Origin of the sequence: Glutamicibacter sp. FR1, assembly GCF_047300825.1 — a bacterium.
In the GTDB taxonomy this organism is placed as follows: Bacteria; Actinomycetota; Actinomycetes; order Actinomycetales; family Micrococcaceae; genus Glutamicibacter; species Glutamicibacter nicotianae.
This window is the reverse complement of the sequence record NZ_CP178602.1, coordinates 2,656,279-2,671,811: the sequence shown is the minus strand read 5'-3', so window position 1 is coordinate 2,671,811 and position 15,533 is coordinate 2,656,279. Positions and strand designations below refer to the sequence as shown.

The window sequence follows — 15,533 nt, the reverse complement described above, 5'->3', positions numbered from 1 at the left end:
GTAAAATGCTGACGGTGAACGACGTGCTGCACCTGCCGGTGGTGCAGGCCGCCGACCCCCAGGTGCTCTGCGCCGCCGGGATGGACGCGCAGCTGCGCTGGGTGCACGTCACCGAATCCACCGAGAACATCGACCTGTTGCTGGGCCGCGAGCTGATCCTCACCACCCTGCGCAACGTGAGCGATGTGCGCGCCTTCATCACCGCGCTGCGCGAGGCCGGAGCGGTCGGGGTGATCATCGAGGACTTGTCCGGCGCCGAGCTGGATGTCGCCGACCTGGGCCTGCCGGTCATCGCCCTGCGCACCACCACCCGTTTCGTGTCGATCACCGAGGTCATCCACCAGAAGCTCGTGGCCGAGCAGCTCGAAGCCGTGCAGTTCTCCCGCACGGTGCACGAAATCTACACCGGGCTCTCGCTGACCGAGGCCGACGAAGCGCAGATCGTGGCCCGCACCGCGCAGCTGCTCTCGGCCCCCGTGGTGCTCGAGGATGTCCGCCACCATGTGCTCGCCGAAGCCGGCGCGCAACTGGAAGACTGGATCACCCGCTCCCGCTTCGTCGGGTACCTGGAGCACACCGGGCGCGCCACCGGCACCGAGAACTGGCTGCAGACCCCGGTCGGGGCGGTGCGCAGCCGGTGGGGCCGGCTGATCGTCCCGGCCGTGCTGGATGACGACGATCGCGCCGCGCTGGTCCTGGAGCGTGCCGGCCAGGCGCTGACCATCGCCCGGCTTTCCGGGCGCGACCAGCGCGAACTGCTCTACCAGGCCCGCACCTCCACCCTGCACGAACTGCAGTCGGGGCACAGCTACAGCGACAAGGAGATCGCCATCCGCACCCAGGCTCTGGGCCTGGCCGCCGCCCCCTACTACGTCCCGGTGGTCATCTCGCTGGCCGGCTCCGGCACGCCCACCGAAACCCAGCTGGCCGACCGCGCCCTGCTCGAAGTGCTCGACCAGCTCGCCGACACCCTGCACCTGGGCATCCTGGCCGGCTCGCTCAAGCCCGGGTATCTGGGGTTGATCCTGCCGCTGCGCGCCCGCGAACTGGTGGACTCCACACTGCAGGGCTTCACCCGGCGGCTGGCCGAGCAGCTCACCGCACCGGTAGCCATCGGGGTGGGCCCCGAAGGCACGCTGGCCACCAGCATCGCCGGGCTGGAAGAGGCCGCGCACGTCGCGCAGATCGTCCCGCACCTGCCCACCCGTGCCCAGCCCTATTACCGCTTCGCCGACCTGCGCCTGCGCGGGGTGCTTTCGGCCATGGGCGGCGACCCGCGGATGCGTTCCTTCGCGCAGGCCGAGCTCGCCGGCCTGCTCAACCCGGTCGACGAGCAGGGCCTGGACCTGCTCGATCTCTACCTGGCCCACGGCGGGAACAAGACCGCACTGGCTAAGGCCGGCTACCTTTCGCGGCCGACCCTGTACTCCCGGCTGGCCAAGCTCGAAGCAAAGCTGGGGGTGCAACTGGACTCCGCCGAATCCCGGGCCTCGCTGCAGGTCGCGCTGCTTTGGTACCGCATGCACGGCTGAGGTTTTCCACATTCCGCCCCGGCGCACCCGCGGCACGACATTTCGGGCGCATGCTGGTTCCCATGAGCACAGACATCGCGCAAGCACTGAAGGACCTGGCCAACGCCAAAGCGCTGGCCGCTTCAGCGACCCGGCGCCTGGCCCACGCGGGACTCACCGCAGGCCAGGCCGCCTATTTCGCGCTGCTCACCGAAGAGATGACCCAAGAACTCACCCGTACGCAGGTCCACGCGGCTGCCGCCCTGCGGAGCACCGGCGCGCACAAGCTGGACCAGGAATCCTTCCAGGCCATCACGGACCTCGGGCCCGACCCCACCATCGAGGAGATCGATGCGGCGAAGGGGCGCACCACCACGGGGCGCACGCATTTCAAGGATGCCAAAGGGTTGATGACCGGATGGCTGGATATCCCGCGCAGCACCGCGGCCGCCCGGCTGGTGCAGGCCGACTGCCTGCTCGGCGGCGTAGACGAAGCAGGAGAACCAACGGAACCATGGCTGCCCGAACTCGCCGTGCAGTTCGAAGACCCGGGCATCGATCCGCGGCTGGTCGCCTCGGCGGCGATGAAGCTGCATTCGGTGCGCAAGGACCTGGGCGAAGGGAAAGCGGCCGAAGCGAAGAAGCAGCAGCTGCAGGCCGAGTCCGCGGCGTTCCTGCGGTCGGAGCCGAAATCGGCGCGCAAGCACATCAACGACCTGGTCGCGCAGGTCAAGGCCGGCAAGCGCCCGCTCAAGGCCCTGCTGGATGGGATCGGGATCTTCAAGCGCGGGATGCGCAAAGGCCTGGTTGAGTATCTCGTTCGTGTTCTTCCTTCGCAGTCCGCTTATATCGAGGCGTATTTCGCGAATTTGGATAATCCTTCCACCGTTGCCGGCAACCGGCAGGGGTTGAAAGACGTCGATGCCCAGTTCACCGGCGGGGAAACCAGTGGCTGGGATGATGAGGACAGCATGCCGGATTGGGCAAAAGACAGACCCGGTGAAGAGGACATCGAGGACATCGAGGACATCGAGGATGACCCGCCGGACGAAGATGATCACCACTCCGAAGAAGAGGACATCCACCCGGAAAACGAGGATCTCCATTCCGAAGAAGATGGACTACCGACGGAAGATGTTTCAACAGAAGCGGAGCTGGCAAGCGGTGAATGGGAAGATCTGAAACCCGAGCGGCGGCGGCTCGTTGGTTTTATGGCTTTGCTGATGAGCGAACGAAGACCGAATGGTAGCCCGCCGGAACAGCAAGCCGGGTTTGCCAGTTCGCAGGTGAGCGTCATCTTGGATTGGGAGAAGATGCAGGAGCAAGCCGAGGATTTCGCGGTGACGTCTTCGGGGATCCAGCTGTCCCCGGGCGAGGCGCGGACGGTATTGTGCACTGCCGGTGTTCTTCCGGTGGTGCTCAACGGCAGGAGCTTGCCGTTGGATCTGGGACGGACCCAGAGGTTGTTCTCCAAGGCGCAGGTGCGTGCTTTGCGGGCGGCTTATCGGGGGTGTTCGTATCCTGGGTGCAGCATGCCAGCACAACGATGCGAAGCGGATCATCTGGATCCGTGGGAGAAGGGCGGTCGGACTGATATCGAGTCTGCGGTGTTGAATTGCTTGATTCACCATACGGCCAGGCATTGCGGGTTGTTCCATGCGGTGAAGATCCCTGGCAGCCGGCCGATGGTGCTGTTGCCTCCGGAGTTGGATCCGGAGCAGAAGTTGCGGGTCAACACGTATTTCATGACTCCGGCTGAAGCGTTGGAGGCTGAGGCGTTGGCGGAGGAGACCACTGTGCGGTGGCGTGCGGGGTTGCTGGACGTAGAAATCGCCGAGCCTTAAGACTCCTTCCCATACGGCCAGCGCACATCCTCGCGAACCTCATCGGACCACTGGGCGATCCAGACGCCGGTGCCTTCAGAGGCATCGCGGACCCCTTCTTCCAGCCACTGGAACTTGCCGCCCAGCAGGTCGGCGGCGAGCTGCCCGTCGGAATGCGTCGTGTTGTTCCAGAGCTTCTCGAAGTGCTCCTCGCAGCGCTGCGCAGCCTGCTCGCAGAAGGCCAGGGCAAGGCACTGCGCCGAGTCGCGCTGTCCAGCAGGAGACTGCGGCAGCGCGGTGGTCTTGGCAATCACTGCGGACATGGCGAACAGCTCCGCGCCGATATCCACGATATGGCCGAGGAAAACCTGCTGCTTTTCCATGCCTGCCTGCCAGCGTGCCATGCCGGCGAACGTCTGGCGAGCGAGGCGGCGCGAGGTCCGTTCCACATAGCGCAGATGCTTCGCCAAGGGGCCATGCCCGGAATAGGACGTCGGCACCGAGCCTGCGCCCACGGCGAGCTTGGGCAGCCAGCGGACATAGAATGCCGACGCGGATGCCGCGGCCCGAGCCTTTTCCTCCATGCTCGCCCCGGCACGAGCCAGGTCTCCCGCGGCCTGCAGGTGGGTATCCACCGCCTCGCGGGCAATCAGCAGGTGCATGATTTCGGTGGAGCCCTCGAAGATGCGGTTGATCCGCAGATCGCGTAACAGCTGCTCCACCGGCACCGCCCGCTCGCCGCGCGTCGCTTGGGACCGGGCGGTCTCGAAGCCGCGGCCGCCACGGATCTGCAACAGCTCATCGGCGATCGTGCACGCGACCTCCGAAGCCCAGAGCTTGGCCAGGGCCGCTTCGATGCGGATATCCTTCGTGCCGGCATCGGCCAGCCGGGCCGAAACCTCGAAAACCGCTTCCAGCGCATAGCTGCTGGCAGCAATGTAGGCGAGCTTGCCGGCGACCGCCTGGTGCTTGCCGACCGGCTTGCCCCACTGCACTCGCGCCGCGGACCATTCGCGGGCAATCTTCGTGGACCATTTGCCGGCCCCGGCGCACATCGCCGGAATGGACAGGCGCCCGGTATTCAAAGTGCTCAGCGCGATCTTCAGCCCCGAGCCTTCCTTGCCCAGCCGGTTGGCCACCGGGACGCGCACCTCGCGGAAGCGTGTCACCCCGTTCTCGATGCCGCGCAGGCCCATGAACTGGTTGCGATTCTCCACGACGATGCCCTCGGTATCAGCCTCGATGATGAAGGCGGTGATTCCTCCGCGGCCCGCCGGCTCTTCACCCACGGCCTCATGCGGCTTCACCGCGGCCATCACCACCAGCAGCTCGGCGACCACCCCGTTGGTGGTCCACAGCTTTGCCCCGTCCAGGAGATAGTGGGTGCCATCGTCGCTGAGCCGGGCCGTGGTGCCCAACCGGGCAGGGTCCGAACCGACATCATTCTCGGTGAGCAGAAAGGCGCTGATTGCTCCGGCCGCGCAGCGCGGCAGGTATTCGCGTTTTTGCTCCTCGGTGCCGAAGGACTTCACCGGCTCGGGGACGCCAATGGACTGATGGGCCGAAAGCAGCGCGCCGAGCGCGGGGCACACCACGCCGACCCGCATGAGCGCCCGGCCGTAGTCAAGCAGGCTCAGGCCCAGCCCGCCGTATTCAATCGGGATCTTCATGCCGAAGGCGCCGATGCGGCGCAGCTGCGCAATGTACTCGTCGGGGATGCGTGCCCCGGCTTCGATGCGTTCCGGGTCGATGGAATCGAGCACCGCTTCGAGCTGCGGCAGGAACGCCTGGCCGCGTTCCGGGTGCACGGCACCCGGCAGCGGTTCGATCAGGGAGAAGTCCACGGCGCCCATGTACAGGCCCTTGGCGAAGCTGGGGCGGTTGAACTGCTCGCGGGATTCCTCGGCGATTTGCCGGGACGTCTCGGCGTTGGCTTGCATGGCGATCCCCTTTTGGCTCGGCGATCGGCCGCGGCGCCATCGCCTGGTGGCACCAGCGTAGCCCCGAATCCGCGGGGTTGCTAGAGCGCGCGCAGGTGGCCGCGGAGTCCCTCGCCGGCTTGATGCAGGTTCCCGCCGTCGAGCACCACGAAGGCCTGCCCAAAGGTGAGCTCATGGATCTGCGCAGCGGTCTGCCCCAATTCGCGGGCGATCCGTGCCGTGCTGGCCCGATGATCGAGCTGCAACGAGGGGAAGACCAGCGAGAACACACGGGAGACGAGTTGCTGGTGCCCTGCGGCCGGTTCCAGAGCCAGTTCCTGGGACAGCCAGCGGTAGTTGCCGTCGCCCAGCAGGCCGCAGGCCCGGGCGTGGGCCAGGATCGCCGTGGCAGGTGCCCCGAAGTGCTCTTCGAGAACCAGCAGCTGCGGGATCTGCAGCGAGTCTGAAACCCTGACCTGTAGGGACAAGGAAGGCAGCAGCAGGCGTGCGGCGAATTCATCGGCCTCGCGCTCGGCGGTGGCCATCTGCTCGCGGTTCTCGCCCAGCGAGGAGTGCATCAGCAGATGCCCCAGCTCGTGGGCCATGTCCAGACGTTGCGCATTGCGGCTGCCGGCGGCCAGGAAGATGAAGGCCTGTCCGTCTTCCCAGAAGCTGAAGGTCTTGACCGCGTCCAGCGAGGCAGGCAGGCTCAGCACCCGCACCCCGTGGGATTCGAGCAGGTGCAGCAGATCGGGCAGCGCGCCGCAGCCCAGATCCCATTCGGTGCGCAGCTGCGCTGCTGCATCTTCCGGGGTGAAGCCGCACAGCTCGGGGATCTCGGTTTGCGGTAGACGGAAGTTCCGCGTGATCAGGTGGTAGAGCTCCACGCCGTTGCGGCCCAGGGCGGCGGCTGCCACTTTCTGCGCAGTGCTGGTGCGGCGAGGGGAGCGGAAGAAGATCCGTTCGGTGTCGATGCCCCGGGTGGCGGGAAGCCGGAAGTACTGCGGTGCGCAGTCCAGCGCATCGGCCAACGCAAGGGAAAGATCCTCGGGAGCACGAGCTAGTTCGCGCTCGCAAATGCCCAGCGAGGCGGCCAAGGCGGACCGGCTCAGCGCCGCACGTTCGCGTGCCAGCCTGATTCTGGTCGGTTCCAAAGTCATGGGGTTCCTGCAATCTTCCAAAAGGCGATCTTAATCGTCTAATGACCTCAGAATAGTGGCCTATGCCACAAAGTACCAATTGGGCGTAGCTTCGTGAAGTAACACGCTCTGACTAGTGCAAAAGGCCCGCAGGTGATGACTGCGGGCCGTGCCGCACCTAGATCTTGCTGGACGCTTCCTGCAGCACGGTGCGCAGGATTGATTCGATCTGGTCGAACTCCGGCTGCCCGATGGTGATCGGCGGAGCCAGCTGGATGACCGGGTCGCCACGGTCATCTGCGCGGCAATACAGTCCGGCCTCCCATAGCGCCGGGCTCAGGTACCCGCGCAGCAGCCGTTCGGACTCGGCATCGTTGAAGGTTTCCTTGGTCGCCTTGTCCTTGACCAGCTCGATCCCGTAGAAGTACCCGGCACCGCGCACGTCGCCGACGATATCCAGGTCGGTGAGCTTGGAGAGCGTGGACTTGAACGCATCGGCATTGTTCTTGACGTTATCGTTCAGGCCCTCGCGTTCGAAGATGTCCAGGTTCGCCATCGCCACCGCAGCCGCCACCGGATGGCCGCCGAAGGTGTAGCCGTGGTAGAAGGTGGTGTCTCCCTTGGTGAACGGCTCGAACAGCTTGTCGGAAACGACCATCACGCCCAGCGGGACGTAGCCGCTGGTCAGCGCCTTGGCCGAGGTGATGATGTCCGGGACGTAGCCGAAGTCGTTGCAGGCGAACATCGATCCGATGCGGCCGAACGCGCAGATGGTCTCATCGGAGACCAGCAGCACGTCATGCTCGTCGCAGATCTCGCGGACCCTCTCGAAGTATCCGGGAGGCGGCGGGAAGCAGCCGCCGGAATTCTGCACCGGCTCCAGGAAGACCGCGGCCACCGTGTCGGGGCCTTCGAATTCTATGGCTTCGCGGATGCGCTCGGCGGCCCACAGCCCGAAGTCCTTCTCGTTGTCCGCGAACATCTCCGGGGCGCGGTAGAAGTTGGTGTTCGGCACGCGGAAAGTGCCGGGCACCAGGGGCTCGAAAGGGGTCTTCATATCCGGCAGCGAGGTGATGGCCAGAGCGCCTTGCGGGGTGCCGTGGTAGGCCAGGGCGCGGGAAATGACCTTGGTCTTGCCCGGTTTGCCCTTCATCTTGAAATGCTGCTTGGCCAGTTTGAAGGCCGATTCGACAGCTTCGCCGCCGCCGGTGGTGAAGAAGACGCGGTTCAGGTCGCCCGGCGCATAGCTGGCCAGGCGTTCGGCCAGGTCGATCGCCGGCTCATGGGCGTAGGACCACAACGGCATGAAGGCCAGCTTCTCGGCCTGCTTGGCCATGGCCTCGGCAAGTTCGGCGCGGCCGTGCCCGGCGTTGACCACGAACAGCCCTGCCAGGCCGTCGAAGTATTCGCGACCGGCATCGTCGTAGATCTTGTGCCCCTCGCCGCGCGAGATGATCGGCACCTGCGCGCCGTTGGAAATTCCGGAGTGCCTGGCCATATGCATCCATAGGTGATCGCGAGCGGCCTGCTGGCGATCGGTACCACGTGGTGTGTTCATCGTGTTCCCCAGTTGTATTCCTGTTTTTTGAGTGAAAGGTAGGTGTACGTATTGGTGCTGACCACGCCTTCGAGCCCGCGGATCGTTCCGATCACGCGCAGCAGGTCTTCATCGTTCGAGCAGATGACCTCGGCGAGGATGTCCGAGCTGCCGGCAGTGACCACGCAGTAGTCGACCTCCGGCAATTCAGCGATCCGGTCGGCGGTGTCGCTGATATCGCTGGCGGCGACGATGCCGATCATGGCCTGGCGGGTGAAGCCCAATTCCAGTGGATTGGTGACTGCGACGATTTGCACGACGCGGCTCTCGATCAGCTTCTGCACGCGCTGGCGCACAGCCGCTTCGCTCAGGCCGACTGCCTTGCCGATGGCGGCATAGGAGCGACGGCCATCTTCCTGCAGCTGCTCGATGATCTCCTTGGAAATTTCATCAATGGCCTGCGCGGTATGCGAGGGCAGCGTCATATCGACCTCCTAGGTCTAAGGGACTTTCCACAGACCCTACCTTTACTGAATCAGTTGCGAAAGAGGTGTTTTCAAAAGATTTCAGTTTTCGTAACGCAATTTTTACAAGGAAACTTGCGTTCAGGTCTTGTTGCACCTGCGCATTGCTGGCAGGATGATCGTCAACACTTTCATGTGTGGCCGATCACATTCGTCGTTAGGATTCCAGCCATGTCGCACTCGCAACGCCGACTTCCGCAAGACCCGCAGATCCGCGCACTCGTACAGGCCATGGGCCAGCGCAGCTACTCCCGCCGCTCGGTGCTTTCCGCCGCCGGCGCCCTGGGCCTGACCGGGCTGCTCGCGGCCTGCGGCACTGGTGGCAGCAGCACGCAAGCAGCCCCGTCGATCACGGACATTTCCGAAACCGATCCGACGGTCAACTGGGCCAACTGGACCCTGTACCTGGATTACGACGATGAGAAGAAGACCTATCCGACCCTCGATGCTTTCACCAAGAAGACCGGCATCGCGGTGAACTACCGCGAGGACATCGACGGCAACGACACCTACTACGGCAAGGTGCAGGGCCAGCTCAAGTCCGGCCAGGACATCGGCCAAGACATCATCACGCTGACCGACTGGATGGCCGGGCGCATCATCCGCCAGGGCTACGTCCAGGAACTGGACCTGGCGAACATCCCCAACTCCGCCAACCTGCTGCCGAGCCTGAAGGAAGTCGACTTCGACCCGGGGCGCAAGCACTCGCTGACCTGGCAGTCCGGATATGCCGGCATCGCCTGGAACAAGAAGGCGTTTCCGAAGGGCCTGAAGTCCGTCGAGGACCTCTGGGATCCGAAGCTCAAGGGCCGTGTCACCGTACTCGACGAAATGCGCGACACCATCGGCCTGCTGATGATGCAGAACGGCGTGGACATCGCCGGCCAGTGGGGCGAAAGCGAATTCGGCGCCGCGACCGACGTGTTGCGCGAGAACATTGACAATGGCCAGATCCGCCAGGTCAAGGGCAACTCCTACAAGGAGGACTTCATCTCCGGCGATGCGATCGCCGGCATTGTCTGGTCAGGGGACATCGTGCAGATGAACTTCGAGAACGACGACCAGTGGGAGTTCGTGCTCCCCGAAGCCGGCGGCACCCTGTGGAGCGACAACCTGATGGTTCCAGTCGCGTCGCAGCGCAAGGCCAACGCCGAGAAGCTCATGGACTTCTACTACGACCCGGCCGTGGCCGCAGAGGTTGCGGCCTACGTGAACTACATCTGCCCGGTGGTCGGCGCCAAGGAGGAAATGGAGAAGATCGACCCGGAACTGGTCAGCAATCCGCTGATCTTCCCGACCGATGCCGATCTGGCCAAGGCGCGCGTCTTCCGCTCGCTGGAGGCGGAGGAAGAGACCACGTTGAACTCTGAATTCCAGAGTGCCATCGGCGCCTAGAAGCGGGGAATTCCATGCGACATCGAGCCCATATCTGCACGCGCAGAGGCGCAGTCCAGGCGCCTCGCCGTTCGGCGCCAACCGTTGACCAGAACCAGTTCCAGGAAGTGATAGGGGCATGACAATTTTGGCACCGCGTACTGAAACCACTGCCACGGGTGCGGACCTGCACCTGTCGGGGATCACCAAGCGCTTTTCCAGCTTCGTGGCGGTCAAGGAGCTCGACCTGGTTGTCCCTTCGGGCACCTTCTTCGCCCTGCTCGGTCCGTCGGGCTGCGGCAAGTCGACCACCCTGCGCATGATCGCCGGCCTGGAAGCGCCCAGCGAGGGCAGCATTTCGATCGGCGGGCAAGACGTGACCGGGTTGGCCAGCCACCAGCGTCCGGTGAACACCGTGTTCCAGTCCTATGCGCTGTTCCCGCACATGAGCGTGCTGGAGAACGTGGCCTTCGGGCTCAAGCGCAAGAAGGACAAGCAGGCAATGGACAAGGCGAAGGCCGGGCTGGAGCTGGTGGAGCTGGGGCATCTTGCAAACCGCAAGCCGATCCAGCTCTCCGGCGGCCAGCAGCAGCGGGTGGCACTGGCCCGCGCGCTGGTCAACCGCCCGCAGGTGCTGCTGCTCGATGAGCCGCTGGGAGCGCTGGATATGAAGCTGCGCCGGCAGATGCAGCTGGAGCTGAAGAACATCCAGACCGAGGTGGGCCTGACCTTCATCCACGTCACCCACGACCAAGAAGAGGCCATGACCATGGCCGATGTGGTCGCGGTGATGAATGGCGGGCGAATCGAGCAGATGGGCCCGCCGCGCGAATTGTACGAACTGCCCAAGACCGCGTTCGTCGCGAACTTCCTGGGCAAGTCCAACCTGATGCGCGGCACGGTCACAGGCCAGGAGGCAGGGATGCTCAGCGTCCTGGTCAACGGGCAGAGGATCCTGCTGCCCGCCGACCGCGCGGTGCAGGCTTCGGGCGAAGTGGTCGTCGGCGTGCGCCCGGAGAAGATCTCGATCTCGCGCGACGGGTATGCGGGGGAGAACCGCCTGTCAGGGACCGTGATCGACGTGTCCTTCACCGGCACCACCACCGAATACCTGGTCGAGGTGGACGGGATCGGCACCATCGGGACGTTCGCGCAGAACCGCGGCCAGCAGCCGGCCGCCGAAGGCGACACCGTGCACCTGTCCTGGGATGCCCAGCATTCCTTCGGCCTGGCCGGCGCCGAGCATGAGGACGCGGGGGTGGACCAGACATGACGCTGATGACTAGGAAGGGGATCGCCGACCTGCGCAGCCGCGAGGAAATCCGGGCGGAACGGCGCAAGGGGCGCACAGGTGTCTACCTGATTGCCCCCGGCATGCTGGTGCTGGCCCTGTTCTTCGCGCTGCCCGTGGTCGTGCTGCTGGCGATGAGCCTGTATGTGAAGCCCGAAGGCGCGGAAATCGGCGAGTTCGTGCCGGGCTTCGAAATCGGCAACTACGCCACGGTGCTCGCCGCCTACTGGCCCGAGCTGCTGCGTTCCTTCGGCTTCGCGCTGATCGCCACCGTGCTGGCGCTGCTCATCGGCTTCCCGATGGCCTACCTGGTGGCGGTCCGCCTGCGCGAGAAATCGCTGCTGCAGGGCATCTTGCTGGTGCTGCTGATCGCCCCGTTCTTCTCCAGCTTCATCCTGCGCACCCAGGCCTGGAAGCAGATCCTGGCCGACGAGGGGTTCATCGCCCAGACACTGAAGTTCCTCGCGATCCTGCCGGCCGACGGGCACCTGACCGCCACGCCGTTCGCGGTGGTCGCCGGCCTGACCTACAACTTCCTGCCCTTCATGGTGCTGCCGATCTACGCGAACCTGGGCAGGCTGGACACCCGGCTGCTCGAAGCCTCGGGGGACCTGTATGCCAGCCCGATGACCTCGTTCTTCAAGGTGACCCTGCCAATGAGCGCCCCGGGCGTCTTCGCCGGCACCCTGCTGACGTTCATCCCCGCCGCCGGCGACTACGTCAACGCGGCCCTGCTGGGCAATAACCGCAATACGACGATGATCGGCCAGGTGATCGACTCCAGGTTCTTCAAGGTCATCGATTACCCCGGCGCCTCGGCCCTGAGCTTCGTGCTGATGGTCTCGATCCTGATCCTGGTCACGATCTATATCCGCCGCTTCGGCACCGAGGAGCTGATGTAGCATGAAGCAGAAAATCGGACGCTGGTTCATTCCAGCCGTCGGCGGGCTGGCCTTCATCTACCTCCTGGTCCCGATCGCCTACATCTTCGTGTTCTCCTTCAACGACGCAGGCCGCACCAACCTGGAATGGCGCGGCTTCACCCTGTCGAATTGGCAGAACCCCTGCGGCGCTCCGGCAGTGTGCGAATCGCTGGTTCACTCGCTGCAGGTCGGCACGGTGGCCACCATTGTCGCCACCGCCCTGGGCACGCTGATCGCCATCGGCCTGGTCCGCTACAAGTTCCGTTTCCGCAAGCTCACCGACGTGCTGATCATCCTGCCGCTGGCGACGCCGGAAGTGGTGCTCGGCGCTTCGCTGCTGGCGCAGTTCCTGAACCTCGGTTGGGAACTGGGCTACACCACCATCGTGATCGCCCACATCGTGTTCTGCATGTCCTTCGTGATCGTCACGGTCAGGGCGCGGGTTTCCTCGCTGGACCCGCGATTGGAGGAAGCTGCCGCCGATCTCTATGCCTCGCCGCGCACAGCTTTCTGGAAGGTGACCTTCCCGTTGCTGCTGCCGGGCATCGTGGCCGCCGCGCTGTTGTCCTTCGCGATGAGCTTCGACGATTTCATCATCACGAACTTCAACTCCGGCACCTTCCAGACCTTCCCGAAGTTCATCTATGTGGCAGCGACCCGCGGCATTCCAGCCCAGGCGAATGTCATTGGCTCGGCGATGTTCATCCTCGCCCTGCTCGTGGTGGTCATCGGGCAGGTGATCAGCTACCGCAAGAGGAAGCAGCTGGAAAATTCCTAGCTGCCCCGGAATCCGTGCCCGGGTCCGCGCTCCTGGAGCGCGGACCTTTGGCATGCCCTGCGTGCCGGTCCGGCAAAGCCGTCGGGAGACCCTGGCCTGGTACGGAGCGTGGGCATGCGCATCGGCCGGTGGCAGTTCTTCCGCTTAAACGCAGGAGCGTGCCGGCGCAAAGAGCCCGAGACGAGAGCCCATTAGGATGGCTAGCGGATGGAAATATTGGCACAGAGCTGATTTATGGGCACCTGACATATAGTAAATACTTAGCTTTACGGTATGTACCCTACTGTTTGATACATTCCCGAACCGATAATTGCAGTTCTCGAAACGATTGGAAACTTCATGAGTGATAAGCCAGTTTGGCTCTCTCAGCCTGAACGCGACGCCTGGCTTGGACTACATGCGGTCATGACTTTGCTGCCGGCTGCCCTGGATTCCGATCTGCAGGGACTGGAAGGCATCACGCTTTTCGATTATCACATGCTCGCCATGCTCTCCGAGGCCAAGGACCACCAGTTGACGATGACGACACTGGCCTCGCATACCAGCGCCTCGCTGTCACGGCTGTCGCATGTGGTGAAGAAGCTGGAGAAGCGCGGATGGGTGATCCGCGAGCAGTCTGGGGAAGACGCCCGTGTGAAAATCGCCTCATTAACGCAAGAAGGGTGGGAAGCTGTGCAGCGCATGGCGCCTCATCACGTCGCCTCGGTGCGCGGGCTGCTCTTCGATACCCTTGATGACAAGGATGTTAAGGATCTCACGCGGATCACGCGCAAGATCACGACAGCTCTCGATGCTGATCATTGGATCCTGAACTTAGAGAATTCCGATTTGGAACACTGAGAAATTCTCGATAAGCTAATCAGGCGTTAATCGCGTGTGTTGCTATGCCGTCTGACGGCAGAACGACTGCGCGTTGCCCGTAATACCGAATATCGTGGCCAACTGAGTACGGGGAAATTGCTCGACCGGTTGCGAAGTTCACCGACTTACATACTTTAAGGCTCTTCGGTTGGTTCTCACCCAGCCTGGTTACCTTCCTAGTGTGCAGTATTAACGGTGTTTCACTGGTTGGCGGGACTCATAACGCATCAAGCCGTGTCGATATTTAGGTATGGGCACTGTGCGCGAGTACCGCCGAATTTTACTACTAACTAACTGAGGAGTGATCATGGCAGCTGTTTGCCAGGTAACCGGTACTACTCCGGCCTTCGGACATAGCATCTCCCACTCGCACCGTCGCAACAAGCGCCGTTTCGATCCGAACATCCAGAAGAAGACCTACTACGTGCCTTCGCTGCGCCGTAAGGTGACCCTGACCCTGTCGGTCAAGGGCATCAAGGTAATCGATGCTCGCGGTATCGACGCTGTTATTGCTGACCTGATTGCGAAGGGTGTGAAGCTCTAAACATGGCAAAGAAGGATAAGGACGTACGTCCGATCATCAAGCTGAAGTCCACCGCTGGAACCGGTTTCACTTACGTAACCCGTAAGAACCGCCGTAACAACCCTGACCGCATGGTCATGAAGAAGTACGACCCGGTAGTCCGCAAGCACGTAGAATTCCGAGAGGAGCGCTAAGACATGGCCAAGAAGTCCAAGATCGCAAAGAACGAACAGCGCAAGGTCATTGTCGAGCGTTACGCTGCAAAGCGCCTCGAACTGAAGAAGACCCTGGTTGATCCAAACGCAACCGACGAAGCTCGCGAAGCTGCACGCGTAGGACTGCAGAAGCTTCCACGTAACGCTTCCCCAGTGCGCGTCCGCAACCGCGACGCCATCGACGGTCGCCCACGCGGTACCTTCCAGAAGTTCGGCATCTCCCGTGTTCGCTTCCGCGACATGGCACACCGTGGTGAGCTTCCGGGCATCACCAAGTCTTCCTGGTAAGACCTGCAAGTCTTTTGACTTAGCAAGCCGCCTTCCCGTTTCGGGAGGGCGGCTTCGCCATTTAACGCCGCCACCACCGGCGTTTCGGGGGCGCTTGCTCTTCCTGCGGTGCAGGTTTGTCCGCGCGGCGCTGTTGCCAGCCAAGCACCTCGGTAGTGGAATCGCGCAACGCGGTGATCACCGGAGGTCCGCCGAGCAGCTGGCGCCGGGCCTCAATGATGCGGGCGTTGAAATCCTCGATATGCGCCCGCACCGCACGCTCGGTGGGCAAGCGGTCCAGGGTTTGCTCCATCTGCTCATCCTCAACCCGCAAGGTCAGCGCAGGTGGCCCCAGACCGGTGAGCTGCTCACGGCGCATCATCGACTTCAGCCACCAGTCGGGATCGTCATTGCTGGTGATGTGGTCGATCTTCTGTCCGGCAAGAGCCAGATTGTCGAAGTCGCCGCGGGCGAAGGCCTCATCGAGCACCGAATTGGCCACCTCCCAGGCCTCGTCTTCGGCATGCAGCTGCAGGGGAGTCTTCTGCTTCTCAACGGGAGCCATCCCGGTGGCCTGCGCATACTCATCCACGGGCAGCGGCTCGCTGTCCTGCTTCATCTTGTACCGGGCCGCATTCAGCGCGGCATCGTTATGCTCCATCTTCCAATGATCCCACCGCGGGCCGGAACCCGGCAATGCGCGTGCAGGCTTTCCAGAGCAATCCACGCAGGAGCTGGGCGAATAAAATCAATCCACGCGGGTCCGGGCGGATCGCCGAAGATCATGGGCACCACATGCTGCTGCGAGGTCGCTGGGGGTTTGGCTCAACTGACATGTCCCACCGGCA

At 63.5% G+C, this 15,533-nt stretch carries 15 protein-coding genes; 10 read left to right on the top strand and 5 right to left on the bottom strand.

What is annotated here, in order from left to right:
- Window positions 1–5 precede the first annotated feature (5 nt).
- Together ACLQ8T_RS12855 and ACLQ8T_RS12850 are read left to right on the top strand one after the other, a co-directional pair.
- Window positions 6–1,532, top strand: a complete 1,527-nt coding sequence (locus ACLQ8T_RS12855) for a PucR family transcriptional regulator (protein WP_204722791.1) — start codon at window positions 6–8, stop codon at window positions 1,530–1,532.
- A gap of 62 nt (window positions 1,533–1,594) precedes the next feature.
- Window positions 1,595–3,355 carry a DUF222 domain-containing protein gene (locus ACLQ8T_RS12850; protein WP_413454830.1) on the top strand — a complete coding sequence of 587 codons (1,761 nt, stop codon included), beginning with the start codon at window positions 1,595–1,597 and terminating at the stop codon, window positions 3,353–3,355.
- Here ACLQ8T_RS12850 and ACLQ8T_RS12845 read toward each other — a convergent pair.
- From ACLQ8T_RS12845 to ACLQ8T_RS12830, 4 genes are all read right to left on the bottom strand, one after another.
- The gene (locus tag ACLQ8T_RS12845) at window positions 3,352–5,274 is read right to left on the bottom strand and encodes an acyl-CoA dehydrogenase family protein (RefSeq protein ID WP_413454829.1); all 1,923 of its coding nucleotides are present in this window, start codon (window positions 5,272–5,274) and stop codon (window positions 3,352–3,354) included. The genes ACLQ8T_RS12850 and ACLQ8T_RS12845 overlap by 4 nt on opposite strands.
- An 80-nt stretch (window positions 5,275–5,354) precedes the next feature.
- Window positions 5,355–6,413 (bottom strand): ImmA/IrrE family metallo-endopeptidase, encoded by a 1,059-nt coding sequence (locus ACLQ8T_RS12840; protein ID WP_413454828.1) that lies wholly within the window; start codon window positions 6,411–6,413, stop codon window positions 5,355–5,357.
- Between the two features lie 157 nt (window positions 6,414–6,570).
- Window positions 6,571–7,950 (bottom strand): aspartate aminotransferase family protein, encoded by a 1,380-nt coding sequence (locus tag ACLQ8T_RS12835; RefSeq protein ID WP_204722787.1) that lies wholly within the window; start codon window positions 7,948–7,950, stop codon window positions 6,571–6,573.
- Entirely contained in the window at window positions 7,947–8,414 is a 468-nt protein-coding gene (locus tag ACLQ8T_RS12830; RefSeq protein WP_204722786.1) for an Lrp/AsnC family transcriptional regulator, read from the bottom strand. Before ACLQ8T_RS12830 ends, ACLQ8T_RS12835 begins: the two co-directional genes overlap by 4 nt.
- 210 nt (window positions 8,415–8,624) lie before the next feature.
- Between ACLQ8T_RS12830 and ACLQ8T_RS12825 the strand changes: the two genes are divergently transcribed.
- The 8 genes from ACLQ8T_RS12825 to rpsN all read left to right on the top strand — a co-directional run bounded on the left by ACLQ8T_RS12825 (window position 8,625) and on the right by rpsN (window position 14,706).
- Window positions 8,625–9,848 carry an ABC transporter substrate-binding protein gene (locus ACLQ8T_RS12825; protein WP_413454827.1) on the top strand — a complete coding sequence of 408 codons (1,224 nt, stop codon included), beginning with the start codon at window positions 8,625–8,627 and terminating at the stop codon, window positions 9,846–9,848.
- A gap of 118 nt (window positions 9,849–9,966) precedes the next feature.
- Window positions 9,967–11,100, top strand: a complete 1,134-nt coding sequence (locus tag ACLQ8T_RS12820; RefSeq protein ID WP_413454826.1) for an ABC transporter ATP-binding protein — start codon at window positions 9,967–9,969, stop codon at window positions 11,098–11,100.
- Window positions 11,097–12,020: an ABC transporter permease gene (locus ACLQ8T_RS12815; RefSeq protein WP_204722783.1), complete on the top strand. Its 924-nt coding sequence runs from the start codon at window positions 11,097–11,099 to the stop codon at window positions 12,018–12,020. The genes ACLQ8T_RS12820 and ACLQ8T_RS12815 overlap by 4 nt, the downstream gene beginning before the upstream one ends.
- A 1-nt stretch (window position 12,021) precedes the next feature.
- A complete protein-coding gene (locus ACLQ8T_RS12810) occupies window positions 12,022–12,819 on the top strand; it encodes an ABC transporter permease (protein ID WP_204722782.1) in 798 nt (265 codons plus the stop codon).
- Between the two features lie 339 nt (window positions 12,820–13,158).
- A complete protein-coding gene (locus tag ACLQ8T_RS12805; protein WP_413454825.1) occupies window positions 13,159–13,659 on the top strand; it encodes a MarR family winged helix-turn-helix transcriptional regulator in 501 nt (166 codons plus the stop codon).
- 328 nt (window positions 13,660–13,987) lie between these two features.
- Window positions 13,988–14,224, top strand: a complete 237-nt coding sequence (rpmB, locus tag ACLQ8T_RS12800; protein ID WP_013349911.1) for a 50S ribosomal protein L28 — start codon at window positions 13,988–13,990, stop codon at window positions 14,222–14,224.
- Between the two features lie 2 nt (window positions 14,225–14,226).
- The gene (gene rpmG, locus ACLQ8T_RS12795) at window positions 14,227–14,397 is read left to right on the top strand and encodes a 50S ribosomal protein L33 (RefSeq protein ID WP_013349910.1); all 171 of its coding nucleotides are present in this window, start codon (window positions 14,227–14,229) and stop codon (window positions 14,395–14,397) included.
- Window positions 14,398–14,400: 3 nt separating this feature from the next.
- Window positions 14,401–14,706 carry a 30S ribosomal protein S14 gene (gene rpsN / locus ACLQ8T_RS12790; RefSeq protein ID WP_038990287.1) on the top strand — a complete coding sequence of 102 codons (306 nt, stop codon included), beginning with the start codon at window positions 14,401–14,403 and terminating at the stop codon, window positions 14,704–14,706.
- 61 nt (window positions 14,707–14,767) lie between these two features.
- On the opposite strand, the gene ACLQ8T_RS12785 is transcribed toward rpsN, so the two are convergent.
- Complete coding sequence (locus tag ACLQ8T_RS12785; protein ID WP_413454824.1) at window positions 14,768–15,346, bottom strand: DUF1992 domain-containing protein; 579 nt, start codon at window positions 15,344–15,346, stop codon at window positions 14,768–14,770.
- Window positions 15,347–15,533: the final 187 nt, after the last annotated feature.

Coding starts and splice junctions, on each gene's coding strand:
- ACLQ8T_RS12855 (WP_204722791.1), top strand. CDS start 6: ATGCTGACGGTGAACGACGTGCTGCACCTGCCGGTGGTGCAGGCCGCC.
- ACLQ8T_RS12850 (WP_413454830.1), top strand. CDS start 1,595: ATGAGCACAGACATCGCGCAAGCACTGAAGGACCTGGCCAACGCCAAA.
- ACLQ8T_RS12845 (WP_413454829.1), bottom strand. CDS start 5,274: ATGCAAGCCAACGCCGAGACGTCCCGGCAAATCGCCGAGGAATCCCGC.
- ACLQ8T_RS12840 (WP_413454828.1), bottom strand. CDS start 6,413: ATGACTTTGGAACCGACCAGAATCAGGCTGGCACGCGAACGTGCGGCG.
- ACLQ8T_RS12835 (WP_204722787.1), bottom strand. CDS start 7,950: ATGAACACACCACGTGGTACCGATCGCCAGCAGGCCGCTCGCGATCAC.
- ACLQ8T_RS12830 (WP_204722786.1), bottom strand. CDS start 8,414: ATGACGCTGCCCTCGCATACCGCGCAGGCCATTGATGAAATTTCCAAG.
- ACLQ8T_RS12825 (WP_413454827.1), top strand. CDS start 8,625: ATGTCGCACTCGCAACGCCGACTTCCGCAAGACCCGCAGATCCGCGCA.
- ACLQ8T_RS12820 (WP_413454826.1), top strand. CDS start 9,967: ATGACAATTTTGGCACCGCGTACTGAAACCACTGCCACGGGTGCGGAC.
- ACLQ8T_RS12815 (WP_204722783.1), top strand. CDS start 11,097: ATGACGCTGATGACTAGGAAGGGGATCGCCGACCTGCGCAGCCGCGAG.
- ACLQ8T_RS12810 (WP_204722782.1), top strand. CDS start 12,022: ATGAAGCAGAAAATCGGACGCTGGTTCATTCCAGCCGTCGGCGGGCTG.
- ACLQ8T_RS12805 (WP_413454825.1), top strand. CDS start 13,159: ATGAGTGATAAGCCAGTTTGGCTCTCTCAGCCTGAACGCGACGCCTGG.
- rpmB (WP_013349911.1), top strand. CDS start 13,988: ATGGCAGCTGTTTGCCAGGTAACCGGTACTACTCCGGCCTTCGGACAT.
- rpmG (WP_013349910.1), top strand. CDS start 14,227: ATGGCAAAGAAGGATAAGGACGTACGTCCGATCATCAAGCTGAAGTCC.
- rpsN (WP_038990287.1), top strand. CDS start 14,401: ATGGCCAAGAAGTCCAAGATCGCAAAGAACGAACAGCGCAAGGTCATT.
- ACLQ8T_RS12785 (WP_413454824.1), bottom strand. CDS start 15,346: ATGGAGCATAACGATGCCGCGCTGAATGCGGCCCGGTACAAGATGAAG.